This window comes from Nonomuraea sp. NPDC046570 (genome assembly GCF_040645915.1).
Classification (GTDB): Bacteria; Actinomycetota; Actinomycetes; order Streptosporangiales; family Streptosporangiaceae; genus Nonomuraea.
In genome coordinates, this window is record NZ_JBEYZF010000006.1 from 334,383 (window position 1) to 357,342 (window position 22,960).

Sequence of the window (22,960 nt, forward strand, 5' to 3'; positions counted from 1 at the left end):
AACGGCGTTTACGCAGGCCAAGCGGCCGGTATTGCGTGTAGGCGCGGGTTTGTTGTCTCTATAGCCCGATTGACGATGATTCGTTGCGCAGGGCCTCGGTGGCCGCGCGGGACTCGGGCAGCGCCGTTCCCGGCGGCGTGTCGACCAGCCTGGACAGCACGATCGAGCTCTTGGTGCGCACCACGAAAGGCTCCGAGGCGATCCGCTCGATCACCCGCTCCACGTGCCGCACGTCCGCCGCCCTGATGTGCAGCAGCGCGTCCGCCTCGCCGGTGATCGTGCAGGCCGAGACCACCTCGGGATTCCTGGCCACCGCGATGCCGATCTCGGTGGGCGACGTCTTGCCCCGGCAGAACAGCTCCACGTACGCCTCGGTCGTCCAGCCGAGCGCCTGCGGCGCCACCCGCGCGCTGAAGCCGGTGATCGCACCGGTGACGCGCAACCTGTCCACCCTCCGTTTGACGGCCGAAGCCGACAGGCCCACCTGGAGCCCGATCTCCGCGTACGTCGCCCTGGCGTCCTCGACGAGCGCCGCGATGATGTCCCGATCCAGCCGATCAAGTTCCACGGTGCCCTGTATACCTCCTCGGCCCCGGCCGATATCAATTGGCGACACGGCCCCTGGATTAACGCTTCGTGGCGGTTAGCATCGAAGGTCAGGACACGCTGGAGGCCAGATGCGCTTCACTCGCCGGCACAGGGACGAACCAGCTGACCAGGGGCAGGTCGTGCGCGCGGAGCCGGCCACGCCGTACGAGGGGGATCTCTACCGGTTGCCGGACTGGGCGGGCAGGCGCGCGGCGGAGCGGGAGCTCGGGCGCGGGCACGCCGACGGCGGCCAGTTCGACACGCTGACGCTGGAGACCGGCAGCGTGCCGCGCTTCCACGAGCTGGAGGACGAGCGGCTGGCCGAGCTCAGCCGCGCCGAGGACTGCGCCGAGCGCGAGGTGCAGCGGGCCCGCGCCGAGTTCGAGTCGCAGAAGATCAAGGTGACCGAGTCGCAGCGCAGGTTCGGCGAGGCCCGCCAGGCGCTCGACGAGAGCAGGCGCATGGTCGCCGAGCTGGAGCAGCCCAGCAGGCGGCCGGGCGACGGGCGGCCCACCTCGATCGCGCTGACGGGTGGCCGCTGGGCGGGCATCCGCCGCTGGCTGCCCGCCGCGTTACTTCTGCTGCTGCTGCTCATCGTCGAGGTGCCGATCCTCTACCAGGTGATCCTCAACTGGGGCGACAGTCCAGAGATGACGGCCCTGCTCGCGGCCGGCGCGGCGTTGATCATGCTGGTCGCCCCGCACATGTACGGCCGGGCGTTCCGCACCTGGCAGGAGAACGGCAGCCCCGCCCGCGGCCGGTGGCTGCTCGCCGGGACCGCCGCCGTCTGGCTCGGCCTCATCCTCGCCGTCGCCGTCCTACGCCGGGACGCCCTGGTCAGGCCGCTGGTGGTGGACGGCCAGAACATCGGCCCCGCCTCCGACGGGGTGGGCCAACTCCCCACCATGATCCTGCTGCTGGCGCTGCTGATCGCCACCGCGCTGATCGCCGCCGACCTCGGCCGCCGCATGCACAACCCCAACGACCGGCGGCTGCGCGAGCTGCGCGCCAAACGCGACGCCGACGCCGACGCGTGCGCGCGGGCCCAGCTCGACTACCAGCGCGACGCCGGGTACGCCGAGAGCATCGGCCAGCACCTGCAGGCCGCCGACCGGCGCCGGGCCGGACGGGTGCGCCAGATCGACAACGGCTTCGACAGCCTGGCCACCGCCTACCTCGGCGGGGTGGTCGAGGGGCTGCGCGACCCCGAGGCGGCGAGCTGGGCCGAGCGCATCCTGATCAGACGCCGCGACGCGGGCGCGCACCGCGGCTGAGCGCTCAGAGCAGGTCGACGGTGGTGGCGCCGGCCGACTCCAGGGCTTCCTTCCAGAAGCTCTCCAGCAGCGGGAACCGGTCCGGGTTGGAGGTCTTCTGCCGGAGGAATCCGTGCACGACCACCTCGTAGCCGGTCAGGTCGGGCAGGAGGCCGGCCGCGCGCAGCTCCTTGATCTTCTGCTGCCGCGCGCCCTCGGTCAGGTCGAGCTTGTTGACGTTCAGTTCGCCCCGGTTGTTGATCAGATCGCTGAAGACCATGATCCGGTGCCCCTTGCCGGGGGCGCGCTGCGCGGCCATCTGCTTGGCCAGGTAGCGCAGCGCGCCCAGTACGTCGGAGCCCTCGCCCTCGGTGGGGCAGTCGAAGAGCTTGACCGCCCGGGGCAGCGCCTGGGTCACCCGGTGCGCCCGGATGCGGTCCTCGACGACCGGGTTCCCGTTCGGGTTCTCCCGCTTCGTCGCCGCGATCGCCACCGGGTCCGCCCGGCACGGGCTGCTCTCCGACGCCCCGGTGACGGCGGCGAACCCGATCCAGTCACACTCCTCGGTGAACGCCGGCAGCTTGGTGTCGACGTCGGTGCGCGAGGTCGCCGGGTCGGCGTACGTCGTCGAGTCGACCACCACGCCGCACACCGCCCGCGCCTCGGTCCCGCACCCCGTCACCCCCACGGCCACCATCGCGACCGCGACACCCCCCGCGACGGCCCGTAACCCCGTCATCGCGCCCCCTCGCCTGAGTTGTCCTGGTTAGCCTTGTCGTCGTCTTCGCGGGCGGTGTCGTGCTCGCCCGCGGGCAGCTCGGGGCGGGCCTCAGGCCGGGTGAGCCGGTGGACGTCGGCGTGCCACATCTCGATGCGGTGCTCGACGTCGTCCAGCAGACCCTCCAGCTCCCGCCTGCCGGACAGCGCCGTCGGCGTCTCCAGGGTGGAGTCCATCGCGGTGACCTCGCTCTTCCACAGCGACGGGATCTCCTCCCGGCGCGGGTGGGCGCGCATCACGCCGCCGCGGTAGGCGGCGATGAGCTGCTCGGCCCACGCGTGCACGGCCTCCACCGTGTGGTCGCGGGCCAGCAGGGCGCTGCCCCACTCCTGGGAGAGCTGCTCGATGTGCGCACGGGCGCGCTGCACGGTGTCGCTCGCCTCGCGCAGCGCCGCGTGCCTGCGCCTGTCCTCCCGCCGCCGCCGCGACTCGGCGACGGAGATGAACGGGTCCGCGCCGTCGGGGCGATGGCCGTTCGGGGAGGGGTCCTCCGGGGGTGCGCTCCGCAGGTCGGCGCGGCCGGTTTCGCGCAGGATGGTCTCGCGCGCCTCACTGGCCCGCTTCAGCAGCTCGGTCCGGGTGGCGGCCAGCTCCAGGTCCACGTGCGCGATCCGTTCGCGGGCGCGGGCGCGCACCTCGGACAGGTAGACGGGCTGGAACTCCGGGTCGGTGAACTCCCGCAGGGCGTGCTGCCGGGCGTCGCGCATCCCCTGTCGGTGCGCCTGCTCACGCTCGGCTCCCGGGTCGTCCGCTCCTCGCTTGAACAGGCGTGACCAGAACGCCATCCACGTCTCCCGGCTCTGCCGCACGCGGCCCCGAGTGTCCCTGAGTCCCCAGACTAATCGGTCCCTTCGCGGCGATCGCGCGATGAGCGGAAACACGAAGGCTCCCGGCCTGAAACGGCCGGGAGCCTCGGTGAGCGGAGCAGGTCAGCCCTTCTCGGCCTCGCCCGTCGACTGCTCCATGGCCTCCTCGGGAGAGGCCTCCAGGTCCTGCTCGGCGTCGGCGCCCGCCTGCGCGGAAGCCTTGTCGAGGCGGACCCAGCTGGTCACGCTCTCCACCGCGAACAGCACGAACAGGTAGGCCGTGAGCACGGCCAGCACCGGCGTGAGCCAGCCGAGCGCCGCGCCGACACCGATGATCAGCAGCCGCACCTCCCAGCCGAGACCCGCGTGGAAGACCCAGGCGGGCGGCCAGATGCTCTGCCGCGTCCGGTAGACGGTGTCGTAGGTGTGGTAACCCACGACGTACAGCAGCACGAACAGCAGCCACCTGGGCGCGTCGGCGGCCAGGCCCACCAGGATGAGCGTGAGGAACTCGGTGCCGCGCAGCAGCGGCGGGGTGAGCCAGTCCAGGCGGCCGAGGTGGTCGCTCGGCGCGGTCGGCAGCACCAGGACGAGCATGATCAGGCTCGGTACGGCCAGCATCGGCCCCGGCTCCAGCAGCCCGGCCACGGCCAGCCCGATGATCGCCAGCAGCGCCACCAGCAGCGTCGGCACCGGCGGCAGTCCGCGGCCGAGCCTGGGCGCGACCAGGTGGACCAGGGGGCCGTCGTCGCGGTAGGCGAGCAGCCGGGCGGTCTGGACGCGCCGGCGCTCCTCGTCGGGATCGGGGGCCGGCGTGGCGGCGGCCTTCGGCTGAGTGATCATGCGAGCGACCTCATGAGACGTCCGGTGAAGGTGTAGACGGCGGCGAGGGAGCCCCAGATCACCAGCGTGAGGAAGGTGACCCGGGCGTCGAACAGTGCCGCGGTGATCGCGATCGCGGCGAACCGCTCGCCGATGGGGAACACGATCATCTTGCGCGCCCAGTGGACGGCGCGGAACTTGCCGGCCTTGGTCCACATCTTGAGCACGCCGCGGAGGCCGCCGCTGCGCTCGATCTTGCGGCGCTCCAGGGCCTTGCGCAGGTCGCGGTCGTCGGGGGCGGACAGGGCGAGGGTGGGGAGCTGGCCGGGGGGCTTGCGCCGGTTGGCGACGCCGAAGGAGAAGTCGAGCAGGTGCCGTACCGACTGCAGGCCGAGTGCGATCAATGCCAGCGTCCACACGTCGCCCTGGCCGGAGACGGCGAAGCCGATGGCCAGACCGGCGAAGACGACGTACTCCTTGAAGCGGTCGAAGGTGGCGTCCAGCCAGGCGCCCAGCACGCCGAACTTGCGGGCGTAGCGCGCGACCTGACCGTCGACGCAGTCGAAGACGAAGGCGAAGTAGATCAGGATGCCGCCGGCCACCATCCACAGCCGCTCGCCGGTGGCGAAGCAGCCGGCCGCGGCCACGCCGAGCGCGATGGAGATCAGCGTCACCTGGTTGGGGGTGAGCCCGCGCCTGGCCGCCCAGCGGGCGATGAAGCGCGAGTAGGTGCTGACGAAGTAGGTGGTGAAGAAGCCGTCGGCGCCCTTGACCGCGTTGTTGAGCCGGGCGCGGTCCTCGTCCATGCCGGACATCTCGGTCGCGGCCTCGGTGGCCTCGGCCTGGGTGAAGATGCGGCGGTAGAACAGGTCGCGGCGGCCGCGGATGCCGACCGACACGCCCTTGCGGACCAGGGCGAAGACGATGATCTGGAGCAGGTCGTCGTCGGGGCCGAACAGGTGGGCCAGCCCGGCGAGCTCGCGGCAGGCCTCGGCCAGCACGGGCGCGTGCCGCGCGTTGAGGTGCAGCGGGCCGAGCAGGATCGCGTTGGGGCGGGTGACCGCGTGGTGGGCGGAGCCGACCGAGATCACCCGGGACTTGCCGACCCGGGCGCGGACCATCAGCCCTTCGAGGCTGCGCTCGCCGATCTCGGGCTCGGCCTCGTCGATGGGGGCGAGTTCCTCGCGGACCTCGTCGGCGGCCGGTCTCGGCTCCTTGGCGACGAGCGCCAGCGCGCCGCGCTTGGCCTTGGTGATCTGGTAGATCAGCTCGTCGTGGATGACGGAGTCGGCCGGGATGACGAAGAGGTTCTCGGTGGCGGACTCGGCGACCTCGGCCAGGGCGAGCAGCTCGGCGGCGAGATCGGAGCGTTCGATCACGGCCGGGCGCGGGTCGAGGGACAGGAGCTGGGCGTTCAGCCGCTCGCCCACGGTGGGGGAGCCGGCTAGCGCGGCCAGCCTGAGGCCGGTCGGAGCGGTGTCAGGGCCGGGCAAAGAGCCCAGCAGGACCACGCGGGTCATGTCACCCTTTCGAGGCGGGTTGCGGGGGGCGGATCTACTGGTAATGCAGGGGCAGACGTCAAAGTCTAATGAGCATTGGGTAAAGCCGATCCACTACAGGTTTGAACGGTGGTGCCCTGCGCTGGGCAAATGGTCCCACTACACTGGGCAAGTGAGTCTGTATCGTGACGAGGGCGTCGTGCTGCGCACCCAGAAACTGGGTGAGGCGGACCGTATCGTCACCATCCTCACCAAGCGCACGGGCAAGGTGCGCGGCGTCGCGAAGGGCGTGCGGCGCACCACCTCCAGGTTCGGCGCCCGCCTCGAACCCTTCACCCACGTCGATCTGCAACTGCACGTGGGCCGCTCGCTCGACGTGGTCACCCAGGCCGAGACCATCCGCCCGTACGGCGAGACGCTGGCCACCGACTACCCCCGCTACACCGCCGGCAGCGCGATGCTGGAGACCGCCGACCGGCTCACCCAGGGCGAGAAGGAGCCGGCGCTGCGGCAGTTCCTGCTGCTGGTGGGCGGGTTGCGTGCGCTGGCCGAGGGCGAGCACGAGCCACGCCTGGTGCTCGACGCCTACTTCCTGCGCTCGCTGGCCGTGGCCGGTTACGCCCCCGCGCTGGACGCCTGCGCCAGGTGCCGGACGCCGACGGTGCGGGCGTTCGCGATCGTGGCGGGCGGCGCGGTGTGCGGGGCCTGCCGCCCGGCGGGCTCGGCCGTACCGGCGGAGCAGACGCTCGCGCTCATGACGGCGCTGATGCGCGGCGACTGGCGGCTGGCCGACGCCTCGGAGGGGCGTCACCGCAGCGAGTGCAGCGGTCTTGTCGCGGCATACCTCCAGTGGCACCTCGAACACGGAATACGCTCTCTTCGACACGTAGAAAGGGAGCCCGTAACGTGAACGTCCGTCCCCCAGCACCGCACCCGTCGGGTGTGAAGCCTCCGGCGATCCCGCGCGAGTTCGTGCCCAAGCACGTGGCGATCGTCATGGACGGCAACGGCCGCTGGGCCAAGTCGCGCGGGCTGCCGCGCACCGAGGGTCACAAGGCCGGTGAGGCGTCGCTGTTCGACGTCATCGAAGGCGCCATCGAGCTCGGCATCCCGTACCTGAGCGCCTACGCCTTCTCCACGGAGAACTGGAAGCGCTCGCCCGACGAGGTGCGTTTCCTCATGGGCTTCAACCGGGACGTGATCCGCCGCCGCCGTGACGAGCTGAACGCGATGGGCGTGCGGGTGCGCTGGGCGGGCAAGCCGGGCCGGCTGTGGAAGAGCGTGATCTCCGAGCTGCAGACCGCCGAGCAGATGACCGAGCGGAACAAGACGCTGACGCTGCAGTTCTGCGTCAACTACGGGGGCCGCCAGGAGATCGTCGACGCGGCGCTCAAGCTGGCCGGGGACATCGCCGCGGGCCGGGTCAAGCCGGGCAAGGTGAGCGAGAAGTCCTTCGCCCGCTACCTCGACGAGCCCGAGATCCCCGACGTCGACCTGTTCCTGCGTTCCTCGGGCGAGCAGCGCTTCTCCAACTACCTGCTCTGGCAGTCCGCCTACGCCGAGATGGTCTTCCTCAATCGGCTCTGGCCCGACTTCGACCGCAGGGACCTGTGGGAGGCGTGCGAGATCTACGCCAAGCGCGACCGCAGGTACGGCGGCGCGATCCCCAACCAGGTCTGACCTAGACCTTGCGGCGGGCCCGGTAGGCGGCCACGTGCATGCGGTTCCCGCAGGTACGGCTGTCGCAGTAGACCCGCGACCGGTTGCGCGACTCGTCCACGAACACCCGGTCGCAGTCGGGCGCCGAGCAGGTGCGCAGCCGCTCCCACTCGCCCTCCACCAGCAGGTGCGCCAGCGCCACCCCGCCGTCGGCGGACATGTGCTCGCACAGCGAGGCGCCGGGCGCGAAGTAGTGGACGTGCAGGGCGTGCCCGTCGTGCTCGGTCAGGCTGGCCGTGATCTTGGTCCCGGCCAGCAGCGTGTTGAGCAGCAGTACGGCGGTGTCCCGGTCGGGTGCGGTGAAGACGCGGTGGAACTCCTCGCGCAGCAGCCGCACCTGGCTCAGGTCGCGCGCGGTGAGCGTGGTGATGCCGCTCATCTGGTGGGCTTCGACGAACTCGCGCAGGTCGTCGGGGCTGGTCAGGCCGTCCTCACCGCCGGTCGCCGGTGAGGAGTTGACCAGATCGACGACCGTGGCCAGCGAATGCACCATGTCATGGCCAAACGGCATGTTGACTCCTGTCCGCGCCCGGTTCTAGCGTGCAGCGTATCTCTCTATCGGAATTTCGGGGGTTTCCGTGGGCGCACAGCGCCGTTTCGTGCTCATCGCGCTGGCGGGTGCACTGATCATTTCGGCCTCCGCGCCGCTGGTGCGGCTGTCAGGCGTCTCACCGGCCACGTCCGCCCTGTTCAGGTGCGGGTACGCGGTGCCCCCGCTGCTGCTGCTCGCCTGGTTCGAGCGGCGCAGGTTCGGCCCGATGCCGACCAGGAGCATGGTGCTGTCGTGGGTGGCGGGCGTGCTGTTCGCGCTCGACCTGCTGTTCTGGCACCACGCCATCGACTACGTGGGCGCGGGCCTGGCCACCGTCCTCGGCAACCTGCAGGTGTTCCTGGTCGCGTTCGGCGCCTGGCTGATCTTCCGCGAGCGCCCGTCCAGCAGCCTGATGCTCGTCACGCCCGTCGTGTTCGGCGGCGTGGTGCTGATCTCCGGCGTCTTCGACACTACCGCCTACGGCGCCGACCCGAGGCTCGGGGTGGTGTTCGGGGTGGCCACCTCGATCGCCTACGCGGGCTACATGCTGCTGGTCAAGGCCGCCTCCGGCGCACCGGCCAGGAACGCGGGCCTGCTGGCGCACGGCACCGTCGTGGCCACGCTGACGATCGCGCTGCTCAGCCCGCTCTTCGGCGGCGCCGACCTCGCCCTGTCCTGGCCCGCGCACGGCTGGCTGCTGCTGCTCGCGCTCGGTCCCCAGGTGGTCGGCTGGATGCTGATCACCTACTCGCTGCCCAGGCAGCCCGCCGCGCTCACCGCCCTGCTGCTGCTCATCCAGCCGCTGACCACGGTGGCCCTGGCCGCGCTCACCCTCGGCGAACGCCCCTCCACCCTCCAACTCGCCGGCTGCGCGGTGGTCATGATCGGCGTGCTGTACGGCTCGCGCGGCGCTCAGCGCACGCGGACGCCGGTCGAGCAGGAGCCGCAGGTGCCGAAGACCTCGACGGTGTGAGTGATCTCGGTGAAGCCGTGCTCGCTGCCCACCATCTCGGCCCACCGCTCGACGGCCGGCCCGGCCACCTCCACGGTCCGGCCGCAGCGGCGGCAGACCAGGTGGTGGTGGTGGTCGTCGCTGGCGCAGGCGCGGTAGACGGACTCGCCGTCGTCGGTGCGCAGCACGTCGACCTGGCCGCCGTCGGCCAGCGCCTGTAGCGCCCGGTAGACGGTGGTCAGGCCGATCTTGGCCCCGTCGGAACGCATTTCGGCGTAGACGTCCTGAGCACTGCGGAAGCCCTCGCTCCTGCGCAGGGTGTCGTGCACGGCGTCGCGGCGCGTAGTCATGCGATCTCCTCGGTTCTGCCTCGCCGTACGAATCTACCGAGCCCGAGGGCCAGCACGAAGCCGGTCAGGGCCAGCAGCACGATCGCCGCCCCCGGCGGCACCTTGGCCGACACCGTCGAACTCAGCAGCCCGCCCACCGCGGCGATCACGCCGAAGACCATCGACAGCAGCATGGTGGCCCGGAAGCCCCGGGTGAACTGCTGGCTGGTCGCCACCGGGATCACCATCAGCGCGCTGACCAGCAGCAGGCCGACCACCCGCATGGCGATGACCACGGTGAGCGCGGCGGTGACCGCGATGAGCAGGCTGAGGAAGCGCACCGGCAGGCCGCTGGCCTTGGCCACCTCCTCGTCCTGGCAGAGCACGAACAGCTCCCGGCCGAAGATCGCCACCACCGCGATCACGGCCACGGCCAGGGCGGCGATGACCCAGATGTCCTGGGTGGTGACGCTGGCGATGGCGCCGAACAGGTAGGAGGTGAGCTTGGCGTTGCTGCCGCCGGGCGCGATGGCGATGAGCAGCACGCCGCCCGCGATGCCGCCGTAGAACAGCAGCGCCAGCGCGACGTCGCCGCTGGTCCGGCCGCGCGCCCTGACCAGCTCGATGGCGACCGCGCCGACGACCGCGACGACGATCGCGGTCAGCACGGGCGCGGCGCCGGTCAGGAAGCCGAGCGCGACGCCGGTCAGCGCGACGTGGCCGATCCCGTCGCCGAGCAGGGCCAGCCGGCGCTGCACCATGAACGTGCCGACGGCCGGGGCGCACAGCCCGACGAGCAGCGCGGCGAGGAGCGCGCGCTGCATGAACGGGAGCTGCAGGATCTCGATCATGGCTTCACGGTCCAGTCGGCGAGCGGGCCCGCGGTCGTCTCGGCGGCGTGCGGGTGGATGTGCTGGTGGCCCGGCCGGGCGCACTCGCCCTCCGGGCTGGGCGGGCGGCCGTCGTGGGCGATCACGCCGTCCTTGACCACCACGCCACGGGTGATGAGCGGCTCCATCGGGCCCAGTTCGTGCGCGACCAGCACGATGGTCCTGCCCTCCATCACGAGGGTGGTCAGGGTGTCGGCCAGCAGGCGCTGGCTCTCGGCGTCGACGCCCGCGGTGGGCTCGTCCATCACGAAGGTGTCGGGGCCGCCGGCCAGCGCGCGGGCGATGAGCACCCGCTGCTGCTGGCCGCCGGACAGGGACTGCACCGGGTCGCCCGCCCGGCCGGACAGGCCGACGGCCTCCAGCGCGTCCGCGACCGCGGCCCGGTCCTCGGCGCTGGTCGGGCGGAGGCGGCGCTGGCGGGCGATACGGCCTGAGGCGACGACCTCGCGGACCGTCGCGGGCACGCCGCCGCCCACGGCCAGGCGCTGCGGCACGTAGCCGACGCGCGACCACTGGCGGAACCTGGCGGGCGGCTCGCCGTACAGCAGGGTGCTGCCGCCGGACAGTGGGGTGAGTCCGAGCAGGGCTCTGATCAGGGTGGACTTGCCGGAGCCGTTGGCGCCGAGGACGGCGACGACCTCGCCGGCGCACACGGTCAGGTCGACGCCGCGCAGCACGGGCCGGCGGTCCAGGGTCACCTGGCCGCCGGTCATCGCGAAAACCTTCTCAGTCACGAGGAACACCCCAGCGCGGTCCGCAAGGTCACGAGGTTGGCGCGCATGGCGGCCAGGTAGTCGCCGTCGGCCGGCTTGCTCTCCAGGGGGTCGAGGACCGCGGTCTTCGCTCCCACCTCCGTGGCGAGGACCTCGGCGACCTTGGGGCTGACGAGGGCCTCGGTGAAGATGGTAGTGACCTTCTCGGCCTTGGCGACCTTGGCCACCTCGGCGATGCGGGCGGGGGAGGGCTCGGCGTCGGGGTCGAAGGTGATGCCGATCTGCTTGAGCCCGTAGCGGTCGGCCAGGTAGCCGAACGCCTGGTGCCCGGTGACCAGCGTCTTCGTCGTACAGGTGGACAGTCCCTTGGCCATCTCCTGGTCCAGGGCGTTCAGCGAGGCGGCGGTGGTGGCCGCGCGGTCCTTGTACGCCTGGGCGTGCCCGGGGTCGGCGGCGGCCAGGCGGTCGCCGAGCGCGGTGGCCACGGTGGCGAAGCGGGCGGGGTCCAGCCACAGGTGGGTGTCGTAGGAGGCGTCGTGCTCGTGGCCATCCTCCTCGTGCCCCTCGTGCCCCTCGTGCCCGGCGGCCAGCGTCTTGACGGCGGTCGCCGCGTCGAAGCCCTTGTCGGGGGCGGTCTGCTCGACGGCGTCGTCCACGGCGGGCTGCACGCCCTTGATGTACACGGTGAGCGCGGCGTCGCCGAGGGTGGCGACCTGCTGGGGGGCCAGTTCGAGGTCGTGCGGCTCGACTCCCGGGGCGGTCAACCCGGTGACTTTGACATCGGCGCCCCCGACCTGCTCGGTGAGCCACTGCAGGGGGTAGAAGGCGGCCACCACCTGGGGCTCGCCCTGGACCGAGTCGGCCGCTCCCGCGCCGCAGGCGGCGGTGGCGAGCAGGGATCCGCCGGCCAGCAGGCCGGCGGCACGCATGCGGATACGTCGGGAGGATTCAGACATCACGCAAAAAGTATGCGTGAAATGAAAATGGTTGTCAAAACCGGATGGGGGGTGCTGGTAGTGCATTCGGTATGCAGTATGGAAAAATTTAGGTCAAGGGAGGGGCCGGTGACACGACCCGAGGTGGCGTGGTTCAGAGTTCGGATATGGAACGAAACGGCGACCGAGGGGTTCGGGGTGTCTGAGAGCAGGGCATCGTGCGCGCCCGAGCGCGGGCACGGGTGCGGCCAGGGGGCGATGAGCTGGCAGACGGCCCGGCTGGTGGCGGGCGCGGCGGCGCCGACACCGCCGACCGTGGAGGTGCCACTCGCCTCGGCGTACGGCTGCCGCCTGGCCGAACCGCTGCGCGCCCTGGTCCCGCTCCCCGGCGTGGACGTGTCGGCGATGGACGGCTACGCCGTGGCCGGAGCGCCGCCCTGGCGGGTGATGGGCCGCGTGCTGGCCGGGGGAAAGCCGTTCACGGACACCCTGAAGCCGGGCGAGGCGGTGGAGATCGCGACCGGCGCCCCCGTCCCCGAGGGCGCGACCGCCGTCCTGCCCTACGAGTCCTCCCGGCGCGACGCGGAGTTCGTCCGGGGTGAGGTGGTCGAGGGGAAGCACGTGCGACGGCGGGGGGAGGACGTCGCCGAGGGCGCGGTCGTGCTCGCCGCCGGAACCCCGGTGACGCCCGTGGTGCTCGGATTCGCGGCGGGCCTCGGGCACGACACGCTCCCGGTTCGCCCGCGTCCCAGGGTCGACGTCCTGGTCACCGGGGACGAGGTGCTCACCGCCGGACTGCCCGAGCCGGGCCGCGTCCGCGACGCGATCGGGCCGTGGCTGTCCGGCCTGGTCGCCTGGGCGGGCGGCGAGCCCCGCACTCCGGTCCGCATCCCGGACGGCGCCGACCCGCTGCGCGCGGCCCTGTCGGACGGGGGCGGCGCGGACGTGGTCGTGGTGTGCGGGGCGTCCTCGAAGGGTCCCGCCGACCACCTGCGGGCCGTGCTCGGCGGGCTCCGCGCCGAGGTCCTCGTCGACGGCGTCGCCGTACGCCCGGGGCATCCGCAACTCCTCGCCCGCCTGCCCGACGGCCGGATGGTGGTCGGCCTGCCGGGCAACCCCTTCGCCGCCCTGGCCGCGGCCCTGACCCTGCTCGTCCCGCTGCTCAGGACCTCCCACGAGCCGGGCCCGCGCGCCGAACTGGCCGGGAAGGTGAAGCCGCACCCCGCGAACACCCGGCTGGTCGCCGTACGCGTGGAGGGCCGGACCGCGATCCCGGTGGGCCACGACCGCCCCGGATCCCTCTGGGGCGCGGCCCTGGCGGACGCGCTGGCCGTGGTCCCCCCGGCCTGGGCGGGCGAACCGGTCGAACTCCTGGAACTGCCCCGCTGAGCGCCCCCTGGGTCTAGACAGCTCGCGACCCAGCGGGTAACCATTGACCTCATACGGTATGCAGTATGGAGTAGGCGCTCTGGAAGGATGAGCGGATGATCTCCGGTGGCCATCTCGTGGCGAAGGCCCTCAAGGCGGAGGGGGTCGATGTGATCTACACCCTCTGCGGCGGCCACATCATCGACATCTACGACGGCTGCGTCGACGAGGGCATCGAAGTGATCGACGTACGCCACGAACAGGTGGCCGCGCACGCCGCCGACGGCTACGCCCGGATCACCGGCCGGCCGGGCTGCGCGGTCGTGACCGCCGGGCCCGGCACCACCGACGCCGTCACCGGCGTGGCCAACGCCTTCCGCGCCGAGAGCCCGATGCTGCTGATCGGCGGCCAGGGGGCGCTCAGCCAGCACAAGATGGGCTCGCTGCAGGACCTGCCGCACGTCGACATGATGACCCCGATCACCAAGTTCGCCGCGACGGTGCCCAGCACGGAGCGGGTGGCCGACCTCGTGTCGATGGCCTTCCGTGAGTGCTACCACGGCGCGCCCGGCCCGTCGTTCCTGGAGATCCCGCGCGACGTGCTGGACGCCAAGGTGCCGTTGGACAGGGCCCGCATCCCCGAGGCGGGCCGCTACCGCGCCTCGACCCGGCAGGCGGGCGACCCGGAGGCCGTCGAGCGGCTGGCCGACCTGCTGGCGCACGCCGAGAAGCCGTGCGTCCTGCTCGGCAGCCAGGTGTGGACCTGCCGCGCCACCGACGCCGCCGCCGACTTCGTCAGATCGCTGAGCGTCCCCGCCTACATGAACGGCTCCGGCCGCGGCACCCTGCCCCCCGGCGACCCCCACCACTTCCAGCTCAGCCGCAGGTACGCCTTCACCGAAGCCGACCTCATCATCATCGTCGGCACCCCCTTCGACTTCCGGATGGGCTACGGCAAGCGCCTCTCGCCCACCGCCACCGTCGTCCAGATCGACCTCGACTACCGCACGATCGGCAAGAACCGCGACATCGACCTCGGCATCGTCGGCGACGCCGGCCTCATCCTCGGCGCCGCCGCGCAGGCCGCCTCCGGCCGCGTCCAGAACGGCGCGGCCAGGCGCAAGGAATGGATCGAGGAACTACGCGCCGTCGAGACCCAGGCGTACCGGAAGCGCCTGCCCCGCCAGCACTCCACTGCGAGCCCGATCGACCCGTACCGGCTGGTCCACGAGATCAACGAGTTCCTCACCGAGGACACCGTCTACATCGGCGACGGCGGCGACATCGTCCCCTTCTCCGGCCAGGTGGTCCAGCCCAAGACGCCCGGCCACTGGATGGACCCGGGCCCGCTGGGCACCCTCGGCGTCGGCGTCGCCTTCTCCATGGCCGCCAAGCAGGCCCGGCCGGACAAGGAGGTGCTCTGCCTGTTCGGCGACGGCGCCTTCAGCCTCACCGGCTGGGACTTCGAGACCATGGTCCGCTTCGACCTGCCGTTCATCGGCGTCATCGGCAACAACTCCTCGATGAACCAGATCAGGTACGGCCAGGCCGCCAAGTACGGCGCGGAGCGCGCCCGCGTCGGCAACACCCTCGGCGACATCCGCTACGGCGACTTCGCCAAGCTGCTCGGCGGCCACGGCGAGGAGGTCCGCGACCCGGCCGAGATCCGTCCCGCCCTGGAGCGGGCCCGCGAGTCGGGCAAACCCTCCCTGGTCAACGTCTGGGTCGATCCGGAGGTCTACGCCCCCGGAACGATGAACCAGACGATGTACAAGTGAAGGGGCCGCGGACCATGGGCAAGGCTCTGGAGGGCGTCCGAGTCCTCGACATGACACACGTGCAGTCCGGCCCCTCGGTCACCCAGCTGCTGGCCTGGCTCGGCGCCGACGTGGTGAAGCTGGAGGCCCCCGGCGGCGACATCACCCGCCGGCAGCTCCGCGACGTCCCCGGCGTCGACAGCCTCTACTTCACGATGCTCAACTGCAACAAGCGCAGCATCACGCTGAACATGAAGAGCCAGCGCGGCAAGGAGCTGTTCGCCGAGCTGGTCAGAAGCTCCGACATCCTGGTGGAGAACTTCGGGCCCGGCGCGGTGGACCGGATGGGCTTCCCCTGGGAGCGGCTGCGGGAGCTCAACCCCCGCCTCATCTACGCCTCGATCAAGGGCTTCGGGCCGGGCAGGTACGCGAAGTTCAAGGCGTACGAGGTGATCGCCCAGGCGATGGGCGGCTCGATGACCACGACCGGCTTCGCGGACGGGCCGCCGCTGGCCACGGGCGCGCAGATCGGCGACTCGGGCACCGGCATCCACGCGGTGGCCGGGATTCTGGCCGCCCTCTACCAGCGGGAGAGCTCGGGGCGCGGCCAGCGGGTGCAGGTGGCCATGCAGCACGCCGTACTCAACCTGTGCCGGGTGAAGCTGCGCGACCAGCAGCGGCTGGCGCACGGGCCGCTCAAGGAGTACCCGAACCGGACCTTCGGTGACGAGGTGCCGCGTTCGGGGAACGCCAGCGGCGGCGGGCAGCCCGGCTGGGCGGTGCGCTGCGCGCCAGGCGGGCCGAACGACTACATCTACGTGATCGTGCAGCCGGTGGGCTGGAAGCCGCTGTCCGGCCTGATCGGGCGGCCCGAGCTGGCCGAGGACCCCGAGTGGGCCACCCCCGAGGCACGGCTGCCCAAGCTGGACAAGATGTTCCAGCTCATCGAGGAGTGGAGCATCCGGCACGACAAGTGGACGGTGCTGGACCGGCTCAACGCCGAGAACATCCCCTGCGGCCCGATCCTGTCGACCAGGGAGCTCGCCGAGGACGAGAGCCTGCGAGAGGAGGGCATCGTCGTCGCCGTCGAGCACCCCGAACGCGGCCAGTTCCTGACCGTCGGCAGCCCGCTGCAGCTCTCCGACTCGCCGGTCGACGTCAGGACACCGCCGCTGCTCGGCGAGCACAACCAGGAGATCTACGCCGCCCTCGGCGTGAGCGCGGGCGAACTGGCCGAGCTGAAGACGAACGGAGTCATCTAGTGATCAGGGAAGTACTGGAGAAGACGCTGGCCGAGGGCCGCACGGCGCTGACCGCCCCCGAGGGCCGCAGGATCTGCCAGGCGTACGGCAGAAAACGGAGGATCGCCTTCATCGACATCTCACCTCCCTCCAGAATCGTTAGCTCGTCACGGCTGTGCGCGGTCTGCGCCTGCGTACCGGCTGCGGCGCCGGCTCGATCGGCTCCTTGGCGCGCTGCTCCAGGTAGGACAGCCTGGTGTGCTCGGTGTGCTCGCGCATCACGCGCGCGGCGCGCTCCTCGTCACCGTCGGCGATCGCCTCGATCAGCTCGGCGTGCTCCTGCCACGAGCTGACGCCCCGCTGCCGGGCGACCGGCGTGTGGTACCAGCGGACCCTGCGGGCGACCTGGGCGGCCAGCTCGGCCAGCACCTTGTTGCCCGACAGGGCGGTGATCAGGGCGTGCAGCTCCGAGTTGGTGGCGACCGCGCCCTCGATGTCGTCGGCCTCGACCGCCGCCTTGCCGAGGACGCACAGCGCGCGCAGGCGCTCGATGCCGGTCTCATCGGCGTGCGTCGCGGCCAGCCTGGCCGACTCGGTCTCCAGGAGCGCGCGTACGGCCAGCAGCTGGTCGGCCTCCTGCACGGTCGGGGCGTGCACGAACGCGCCCTGGCCGGGGTGCAGGTCGACCCAGCCCTCGCCGCTGAGCAGTTGCAGGGCCTCGCGGACCGGCTGGCGGGAGACGCCGAGCAGCTCGGCCAGCTCGCTCTCGACCAGATGCTGGCCAGGCCGGAGCTGGCCGGACACGATGAGCTCCTGGAGCGCCTCGAACACGCTCTCCCGCAGCGGCACGGGGCGCGGGATCTTGGCCGCCGCCCCAGAATCGGACTGCAACATATCGGCCCCTCTAACTGTTTCTTGTCGACTGCCTACAGCATACAGTTTCGCTGAGTGGGTGAGCCGCGTCACAAAGGGATCGCGACGGCGCGACCCCCGGCACCCGCAGACTCGCCGCCAGCGCCACTCCGGCGACCCCCGCCGCCACCGGAAGCCCGGCCGTAGCGACCAGGAGGAGGCCCGCACCGAGGAACCCGGCCCAAGGCGAAGGAACTGGGCGACCAGGTGGACGAGGCGATCGCCAAGGGCGGAGTCCCCGTGCACCAGGCCTCCCTGACCACCGGATACTTCATACCCGGTCAGGATATTTCCGCGTACTTCGCGCCGGTGGTGTTGTTGGAACCGCCCAGCTCGTCGCCGCTCTTTCGTCCCTCCTGCCCGATCGCTGAGGGTTTCCTACTGCGCGGAGGAAACCTGCGCGGTCTGGGAGGCCAGTCCTCGCCAGGCGAAGGTGACGGATCCCGCCAGCAGTGTCGCGCCGGACAGTACGCCGCTGACGAAAGGCACCCACGCGATGGCGGACGTCGCCGCCATGACGAAACCGGCCAGGCCGAAAACGGTGAGGATCGCACCGGGCAGCAGGATGCCGCGTTGCTTCCAGACCGGCGCCAGCGCGATGAAGTGAACGCCGACCACGAAAGCGATCCAGGCGACGTTGATCTGCTCGGGCTGCTCCCAGGCTCTGAGCATCGCGAGCCCGCCGAAGAGCAGGACGGCCTCGATGACGACGACCACCACGAAGCCCAGGCCGAACATGTTCGCCGCACCTGGACTCGCGGCCGGTTCGACACCGCTGATCTTCGCCCGCCTGATGGCCAGGAACCACATGACGACCACGGCGGCCAGGCTGAGGATGGCGGCCCCCCGGAGGACGGCGCCGATGGTCGCGTTCAAGGGGCCGACCGTGTTGATGATCACAAAGACCATGCCAAAAGTCGCGCCAATTAACATACCGGTCATACGTTGCATGACCGGAGACCTTATCGCGCCAGGTTCGGCCAAGTCAGGGCGGCGCCGTCACGGTTCCGCGGCGCCCCTGTCCATCCAGAGGGAGGGGAGCACCGTCTGTGTAGAGGACATGACGTTCCGTGCGCGTTGAACATGGAAATTCTGGTGCATGTAGACGCCGGTAAAACGAACCTGACCGAGCGGCTGCTATACGCCGGCGTCATCGACGACGGCAGCACCCGGACCGATTCATGAAGATGGAACGGCAGCGGGGCATCACCATCAAGTCCGCCGTCGCCTCCTTCGCCATCGGCGACGTCGCGGTCAACCTGATCGACATCCCTGGCCCCCCGGACTTCATCGCCGAGGTGAAACGGGTGCTGAACGTGCTCGACGACGCCGTCCTCGCCGCGTACCTCGATGACGACACGAGGCTGTCGTACCCCCGCCACCGCCGCGAGCTCTCCGCAGCGGGCCGCCGACGTTTGATCAAGAGAGATGTACGGGGCAGATGTCCAGTTGGAACGGCTGATTGTCGATCTGGCTGAGGATGGGCTGCCAGGGGCTCCACCCAGGATTGATGTGGCGGCCCAGCACCACTGTGACAACCTTGGCGGCGCCCGCGCCCTTGAGCGCACAGGCGGCGGACTGTACGCGTGACCCTGTGGTCCACGTGTCATCAAGCAAACGGACACCGGCGTTCCGCATGGAGTCGGCGGACACGGTGAACCGGTCGGCTCTGAACTCGCGCAGTTCAGCCGGATACCTGGAGTCAGCGACGAGATTGACCCAACGGAGCGGGACGTGCCCCCCGACCAGGAGCTTCAGGGGATGCTCTCCAGGACGTCGCCGAGTGCTGGGGACGACCGCGGCATGCGTCAGAGACGAGGCCTCTGCCGTCTCGAGGAGACAGGGCAGATGATCCTTGAGAAAGATCAACAACAGGGCGAGGAGATTGGCCTGCGCCTGAGGAGCCGCGAAGGATCCCTTGTACGCGAACAGAGCGTGGTTGTGCTGCTTCTTCTGGATCGAGTACGAGATGGGAGCGACGACGTCCGCGAGGCGTCCACGCGCCGCACGATGATGCCCCTCGCAGGTGAGACAGCGTACGTATTCCCTGAGGGCGGGACCGCGGCAGACGGAGCAGATCCCCGGCTGGGGCGGAAGGAGGTTGCGGAGGTAGTGGACTTGCTGCTGAACGCGGGCTCGCAGGCCACGCCACGAATCGTCAACGGCTCCAGGCAACTTGTGGAATCTCCGGAAGGGTCTCAGGGCCGACACCGAGTGCGTGGATCAACGTCTCGACGATCAACAGTAGTTCCTGAAGGCTGGACACGACATGTACGCCGGACTTCTGCGCCATCTCCTGCGCCCAGTCGTGTACGAGCAGTTCCTTCGGCATGATCACTGGACGGCCGTGCTCCAAGGCCAGACGGGCCTGAATCCGGGCGCCGCTCTTCCACGGCGCTTCGACGACGACCGTGGCCGCGGCGTAGCCGCTCATCACCGCGTTACGCATCGGAAAGTTCTGCTTGGCCGGTGATGCATCGGGCCAGAACTGGCTGACGACCAGTCCCTCCTGGGCGATCCGCTCCTGCAGCGGGCGGTTCTCCGGCGGATAGAACCGTTCGATTCCTGTGCCGATCACGGCCACCGTGCGGCCTCCGGCGGCCAGTGCCGCGCAATGAGCGGCGGAGTCGATGCCTCGTGCGAGGCCGCTGACCACCGTCACGTCGCTTCGGGCGAGTTCGGTGGCGATCGACGCCGCCATTCGCAGACCGCGTTCGCTGGCCTGCCGGGTGCCGACCACCGCGATCGCCCGTTGCTCCTGGATCAGATGACCTCGGCTGAAGAGCAGCGGAGGCATCTGATGGATTTCTCGGAGTTGCACGGGATAGCGGTCGTCGAAGAACGCGCATACCGTGATGCCCGCGGATTCCCAGGCGGCGAGTTGCTCAAGAGCCTCGGTCAGCGCGGATTCGATCCGCCCCTCGTCGGGGAACAAGGTGTCGCGTCCGCTGAGCTGCCGTTCGAGCACGGCCAGCGCGCTGTCGGCCTCCAGAACCTCGAACGTGATCTCGGCCCACCTGGTGCCGGGCAGCCGCAAGAGCGCCACCAGGGCGGCCCGTTCTCGCAGCTTGTCTCCCACACCCCCGATGTTAAGGGAGCCGGGCCCGACTTGAACATGTGTTTGCATCGTATGCGCCGACACGAGGGGTTCGTGGGGGGTCATGGTTCGACTCTGCCCGCTGTCTCAGAAAGCGCCGAAGCGGGTGGCCGACACCAGGGCGAGGAAGGTGAGCATGGCCACGCGTAGGAGTTTGCCGCCCACCCGCAAGGACGGCCAGGAGAGGTAGGCGAGCCAGCCGATGAAGGCGATCACCGGGAGCACCGCGAGGCCGCCGAGCCAGGTGGGGACCGCGAAGCCGACCAGTAGGAGGGCCACCAGGACCACCGGGGCCACCCATCTGGGCACCTGGGTGAACAGGAAGGCCAGCGGGGTGGCGCTGTGCCGTTCGACGCTCTTGCGCAGGCCGGTGGCGCCGGGCGTGAAGAACTGCTCGCCCTGCGGGAGCGGTCTGCCCTGCCTGGGGGCGGGGCGGCGCTGGGCCGCGGGGCGGGTGGGCCGCCCGGGCTTGGGGCGGTCGTCTCGTGAGGCCACGGGCCGAGCCTAACCCCGAGGCGGTGGTCGGCGGGCGAGCCCGGCGAACACCGCCTCGACTGAGCCGTGACGGCGACCTCCCACGCCGCACCTCCTTCAGCGGGTCTCCACGCGGCCCGCCACCAGAGGGGGCAAAGGGGACACAGCAGCGCCTCGGGAGGCGGTACCCCCGGATGTACCGGCGGGCGTGGACCGGGTTCCGGCGACGCCGCGAGCGGGAGCGACTGGCATGACGGACAAGAAGCGGCTCAAGGAGCGCGTCAGAGCCAGGATGGCCAAGACGGGCGAGAGCTACACCACCGCGCGCAGACATGTCGCGGGCGAAGGCGAGAGCGGGAACGACGGTCCGTGGCGGTTCCACGGGGGAGTCCATCCGAGCAGCGCGGTCATCTCCTCGATCCTGGTGAACGCGCTGGGCGCCTAGGGGCCCTGCGTGGTGCTCCCCGACCGCTACCCCGGGACAGGTGCCGATCCTGGTGCCGAAGCAGCGGATGGACGCGGCCAGGGCGCGGGTCTCCTCGTACAGGAACATCCTGTATGTCCCGAGGTGGGCGGTGCCGGATGTGGAGCGGGCGGTGCGGGAGGGGCTGCGGGACTGCGCGGAGCACCTGTCGGCGCGCTCGGACTCCTTCTCGCTGCCCGCCTGGCGTAAGTGGTCGCGGATGATGACCGACACCCGCAACGCCAAGGGCTGGCCGAGGGTGTTCGCGGGCGGAGACGGAGTGGAGGGCGCGCTGCTGTCGCTGTGGGAGGGCGTGCAGCCGGTCGGGATGGACGGCGGCAACCTGCGCGACCTGTTCGCCGACGGGCTCGACGAGGCCGCCGCCCTGCTCGGCGAGCCGGAGCTGCGCCCGCTGGCCGGAGAGTTCCGGCGGGTGCACGGCCTCTGGCACGGGCTGGCCGAGGCGGCCCCGCCCGGCGAGCGGCTGCGCGAGCTCACCGCGGCGGTGCGCGAGTCCCTGCTGTCGGAGGGTACGGCCGACGCCGCCGACGCCCGCGAGCTGTGGAAGCTGCGCGCCGCGGCGGACAAGGAGCCTCGAACGGTAGATTTCGCCGACCTGGGCGCCAGGCTTGACGCGATCTACTTGGCTGAGTCGGCCGCGATAGCCCGGTTGCGGGAGATCGTCTGACATCCTGGGACGGTGCTCGCCATCATTCGCTACACCGTCCCAGAGGCGCAGTCCCAAGAGTTCCTCAAGCAGGGGCACGCGATCCTTGACATGCTGGCCGGACAGCCGGGCTTCCGGCGCGGCCGGTTGTCCAGGTCCGTGGACGAGCCCAACCTCTGGGCGCTGGTCAGCGAGTGGGAGGGCGCGGGTTACTACCGCCGCGCCCTGTCCGCCGCGCGTATGGTGATGTATCCACTCATGACACTGATGGTCAACGAGCCCAGCGCGTTCGAGGACGTCTACACCTCGGACCTTTCTGGACAAGACAGGGCCTGAGTGGGTGTTTGATCCTTTGAGATGGTGTGTCGCCTGATATGTCCGTCCGATCGCTTGCCTCATTTGCGTGCTTTCGAGAGGTATCGGTACGACAGCATCCGATGAGCAGACCACGGAACGCCGGCCTCATCCGGGAAAATCCTGTCTCATCCCAAAATGCCAAGCTTGTCACCATACGTAGCCGCGAGTTGACGCTCAGGCCTGGGCAGGCGACGACGGATGAGGTACGCCGGAAGCATGGCCGAGCAGCGCCCCTACCCCAGCGACCTGTCCGACGCCCGATGGGAGCTCGTCGAGCCCGTCCTGAGTGCCTGGCGCGCCGAGCGCCGCGGCAAGGGCCTGGACATCGGACGTCCCTGCGAGCACGACCTGCGCGCGATCCTGAACGCCATCGTCTACGTCGACCGCACCGGCATCCCCTGGCGCTACCTGCCGCACGAGTACCCGCCCTGGCAGACCGTCTACGGCTACTTCGCCCACTGGCAGAGCGACGGCATCTTCACCCAGCTCAGCGGCCTGCTCCGACGATTAGTGCGCACCAGCGAAGGACGTGACCCCGACCCAAGCGCCTGCGTCATCGACGCCCAAAGCGTCAAGACCTCCACCAACGTCCCCGCCCACAGCCAGGGCTACGATGCCGGCAAGAAGATCGCCGGCCGCAAGCGCAGCATCGTCACCGACACCCTCGGCCTGCTCCTCGCGGTCCTGGTCACCGCCGCCGGCGTCTCCGACAGCGCCGCCGGCCTGCCCCTGCTGACCCAGGTCGCCGCGGAGAACCCGGCCATCACCAAGGCCTGGGCCGACAGCGCCTACCGCACCAAGGTCATCG

Annotated in this window: 25 protein-coding genes and 1 pseudogene; 12 read left to right on the forward strand and 14 right to left on the reverse strand. The window is 70.7% G+C overall.

From position 1 onward, the window contains the following. Window positions 1–58 precede the first annotated feature (58 nt). Window positions 59–568, reverse strand: coding sequence for an Lrp/AsnC family transcriptional regulator (locus tag ABZ911_RS13405; protein ID WP_358054810.1), 510 nt, complete (start codon window positions 566–568; stop codon window positions 59–61). A gap of 160 nt (window positions 569–728) precedes the next feature. Here ABZ911_RS13405 and ABZ911_RS13410 point away from each other — a divergent pair, with 160 nt between their 5' ends. Further along, a complete protein-coding gene (locus tag ABZ911_RS13410; protein WP_358054811.1) occupies window positions 729–1,862 on the forward strand; it encodes a hypothetical protein in 1,134 nt (377 codons plus the stop codon). Between the two features lie 4 nt (window positions 1,863–1,866). Here the strand turns inward: ABZ911_RS13410 and ABZ911_RS13415 are convergent, their stop codons facing one another. The 4 genes from ABZ911_RS13415 to ABZ911_RS13430 form a co-directional block, all read right to left on the reverse strand. Beyond that, window positions 1,867–2,580 (reverse strand): hypothetical protein, encoded by a 714-nt coding sequence (locus tag ABZ911_RS13415; RefSeq protein WP_358054812.1) that lies wholly within the window; start codon window positions 2,578–2,580, stop codon window positions 1,867–1,869. Then, the gene (locus ABZ911_RS13420; RefSeq protein ID WP_358054813.1) at window positions 2,577–3,404 is read right to left on the reverse strand and encodes a hypothetical protein; all 828 of its coding nucleotides are present in this window, start codon (window positions 3,402–3,404) and stop codon (window positions 2,577–2,579) included. Before ABZ911_RS13420 ends, ABZ911_RS13415 begins: the two co-directional genes overlap by 4 nt. 144 nt (window positions 3,405–3,548) lie before the next feature. Next, window positions 3,549–4,268: a DUF5941 domain-containing protein gene (locus tag ABZ911_RS13425; protein WP_358054814.1), complete on the reverse strand. Its 720-nt coding sequence runs from the start codon at window positions 4,266–4,268 to the stop codon at window positions 3,549–3,551. After that, window positions 4,265–5,767 (reverse strand): CDP-alcohol phosphatidyltransferase family protein, encoded by a 1,503-nt coding sequence (locus tag ABZ911_RS13430; RefSeq protein WP_358054815.1) that lies wholly within the window; start codon window positions 5,765–5,767, stop codon window positions 4,265–4,267. The genes ABZ911_RS13425 and ABZ911_RS13430 overlap by 4 nt, the downstream gene beginning before the upstream one ends. Window positions 5,768–5,918: 151 nt before the next feature. Between ABZ911_RS13430 and recO the strand changes: the two genes are divergently transcribed. Beyond that, window positions 5,919–6,656, forward strand: coding sequence for a DNA repair protein RecO (gene recO, locus ABZ911_RS13435; RefSeq protein WP_358054816.1), 738 nt, complete (start codon window positions 5,919–5,921; stop codon window positions 6,654–6,656). Further along, the gene (locus tag ABZ911_RS13440; protein WP_358054817.1) at window positions 6,653–7,426 is read left to right on the forward strand and encodes an isoprenyl transferase; all 774 of its coding nucleotides are present in this window, start codon (window positions 6,653–6,655) and stop codon (window positions 7,424–7,426) included. The genes recO and ABZ911_RS13440 overlap by 4 nt, the downstream gene beginning before the upstream one ends. A 1-nt stretch (window position 7,427) precedes the next feature. On the opposite strand, the gene ABZ911_RS13445 is transcribed toward ABZ911_RS13440, so the two are convergent. Continuing rightward, window positions 7,428–7,976 (reverse strand): CGNR zinc finger domain-containing protein, encoded by a 549-nt coding sequence (locus ABZ911_RS13445; RefSeq protein WP_358054818.1) that lies wholly within the window; start codon window positions 7,974–7,976, stop codon window positions 7,428–7,430. A gap of 67 nt (window positions 7,977–8,043) precedes the next feature. On the opposite strand from ABZ911_RS13445, the gene ABZ911_RS13450 reads away from it, so the two are divergent. Next, window positions 8,044–8,970, forward strand: a complete 927-nt coding sequence (locus ABZ911_RS13450) for a DMT family transporter (RefSeq protein WP_358054819.1) — start codon at window positions 8,044–8,046, stop codon at window positions 8,968–8,970. Here ABZ911_RS13450 and ABZ911_RS13455 read toward each other — a convergent pair. Genes ABZ911_RS13455 through ABZ911_RS13470 form a run of 4 tightly spaced genes read right to left on the reverse strand, consistent with a single transcriptional unit; the run spans window position 8,910 to window position 11,837 of the window. Continuing rightward, window positions 8,910–9,299 carry a transcriptional repressor gene (locus ABZ911_RS13455; RefSeq protein ID WP_358054820.1) on the reverse strand — a complete coding sequence of 130 codons (390 nt, stop codon included), beginning with the start codon at window positions 9,297–9,299 and terminating at the stop codon, window positions 8,910–8,912. The two genes, ABZ911_RS13450 and ABZ911_RS13455, sit on opposite strands and share 61 nt — an antisense overlap. Further along, on the reverse strand, window positions 9,296–10,129 hold the full coding sequence (locus ABZ911_RS13460) for a metal ABC transporter permease (protein WP_358054821.1): 834 nt from the start codon (window positions 10,127–10,129) through the stop codon (window positions 9,296–9,298). The genes ABZ911_RS13455 and ABZ911_RS13460 overlap by 4 nt, the downstream gene beginning before the upstream one ends. Further along, the gene (locus ABZ911_RS13465) at window positions 10,126–10,881 is read right to left on the reverse strand and encodes a metal ABC transporter ATP-binding protein (RefSeq protein WP_358054840.1); all 756 of its coding nucleotides are present in this window, start codon (window positions 10,879–10,881) and stop codon (window positions 10,126–10,128) included. Before ABZ911_RS13465 ends, ABZ911_RS13460 begins: the two co-directional genes overlap by 4 nt. Before the next feature lie 17 nt (window positions 10,882–10,898). After that, window positions 10,899–11,837, reverse strand: a complete 939-nt coding sequence (locus tag ABZ911_RS13470; protein ID WP_358054822.1) for a metal ABC transporter substrate-binding protein — start codon at window positions 11,835–11,837, stop codon at window positions 10,899–10,901. 177 nt (window positions 11,838–12,014) lie between these two features. Between ABZ911_RS13470 and ABZ911_RS13475 the strand changes: the two genes are divergently transcribed. From ABZ911_RS13475 to frc, 3 genes are all read left to right on the forward strand, one after another. After that, window positions 12,015–13,205, forward strand: coding sequence for a molybdopterin molybdotransferase MoeA (locus tag ABZ911_RS13475; protein ID WP_358054823.1), 1,191 nt, complete (start codon window positions 12,015–12,017; stop codon window positions 13,203–13,205). A 95-nt stretch (window positions 13,206–13,300) separates the two neighbouring features. Next, window positions 13,301–14,962 (forward strand): thiamine pyrophosphate-binding protein, encoded by a 1,662-nt coding sequence (locus ABZ911_RS13480; protein WP_358054824.1) that lies wholly within the window; start codon window positions 13,301–13,303, stop codon window positions 14,960–14,962. 14 nt (window positions 14,963–14,976) lie between these two features. After that, window positions 14,977–16,203, forward strand: coding sequence for a formyl-CoA transferase (gene frc, locus ABZ911_RS13485; protein ID WP_358054825.1), 1,227 nt, complete (start codon window positions 14,977–14,979; stop codon window positions 16,201–16,203). 138 nt (window positions 16,204–16,341) lie between these two features. Here frc and ABZ911_RS13490 read toward each other — a convergent pair whose 3' ends face one another. Together ABZ911_RS13490 and ABZ911_RS13495 are read right to left on the reverse strand one after the other, a co-directional pair. Then, entirely contained in the window at window positions 16,342–17,076 is a 735-nt protein-coding gene (locus ABZ911_RS13490; RefSeq protein ID WP_358054826.1) for a GntR family transcriptional regulator, read from the reverse strand. A 396-nt stretch (window positions 17,077–17,472) separates the two neighbouring features. Continuing rightward, window positions 17,473–18,045 carry a hypothetical protein gene (locus ABZ911_RS13495; protein ID WP_358054827.1) on the reverse strand — a complete coding sequence of 191 codons (573 nt, stop codon included), beginning with the start codon at window positions 18,043–18,045 and terminating at the stop codon, window positions 17,473–17,475. A gap of 132 nt (window positions 18,046–18,177) precedes the next feature. Here ABZ911_RS13495 and ABZ911_RS13500 point away from each other — a divergent pair. Further along, a pseudogene (locus tag ABZ911_RS13500) lies at window positions 18,178–18,431 on the forward strand (GTP-binding protein); the annotation flags it as partial. 821 nt (window positions 18,432–19,252) lie between these two features. Here ABZ911_RS13500 and ABZ911_RS13505 read toward each other — a convergent pair. Together ABZ911_RS13505 and ABZ911_RS13510 are read right to left on the reverse strand one after the other, a co-directional pair. Then, window positions 19,253–20,173 carry a DNA-processing protein DprA gene (locus tag ABZ911_RS13505; protein WP_358054828.1) on the reverse strand — a complete coding sequence of 307 codons (921 nt, stop codon included), beginning with the start codon at window positions 20,171–20,173 and terminating at the stop codon, window positions 19,253–19,255. A gap of 105 nt (window positions 20,174–20,278) precedes the next feature. Further along, window positions 20,279–20,686, reverse strand: a complete 408-nt coding sequence (locus ABZ911_RS13510; protein ID WP_358054829.1) for a DUF6703 family protein — start codon at window positions 20,684–20,686, stop codon at window positions 20,279–20,281. Window positions 20,687–20,915: 229 nt separating this feature from the next. Here ABZ911_RS13510 and ABZ911_RS13515 point away from each other — a divergent pair, with 229 nt between their 5' ends. The 4 genes from ABZ911_RS13515 to ABZ911_RS13530 all read left to right on the forward strand — a co-directional run. Next, window positions 20,916–21,110: a hypothetical protein gene (locus tag ABZ911_RS13515; protein WP_358054830.1), complete on the forward strand. Its 195-nt coding sequence runs from the start codon at window positions 20,916–20,918 to the stop codon at window positions 21,108–21,110. Window positions 21,111–21,150: 40 nt separating this feature from the next. Continuing rightward, window positions 21,151–21,816, forward strand: coding sequence for a DUF4872 domain-containing protein (locus ABZ911_RS13520; RefSeq protein ID WP_358054831.1), 666 nt, complete (start codon window positions 21,151–21,153; stop codon window positions 21,814–21,816). A gap of 12 nt (window positions 21,817–21,828) precedes the next feature. Then, window positions 21,829–22,131 carry an antibiotic biosynthesis monooxygenase family protein gene (locus tag ABZ911_RS13525; RefSeq protein WP_358054832.1) on the forward strand — a complete coding sequence of 101 codons (303 nt, stop codon included), beginning with the start codon at window positions 21,829–21,831 and terminating at the stop codon, window positions 22,129–22,131. Between the two features lie 237 nt (window positions 22,132–22,368). Next, a partial coding sequence (locus ABZ911_RS13530; protein WP_358054833.1) for an IS5 family transposase occupies window positions 22,369–22,960 on the forward strand: 592 nt, incomplete at its 3' end.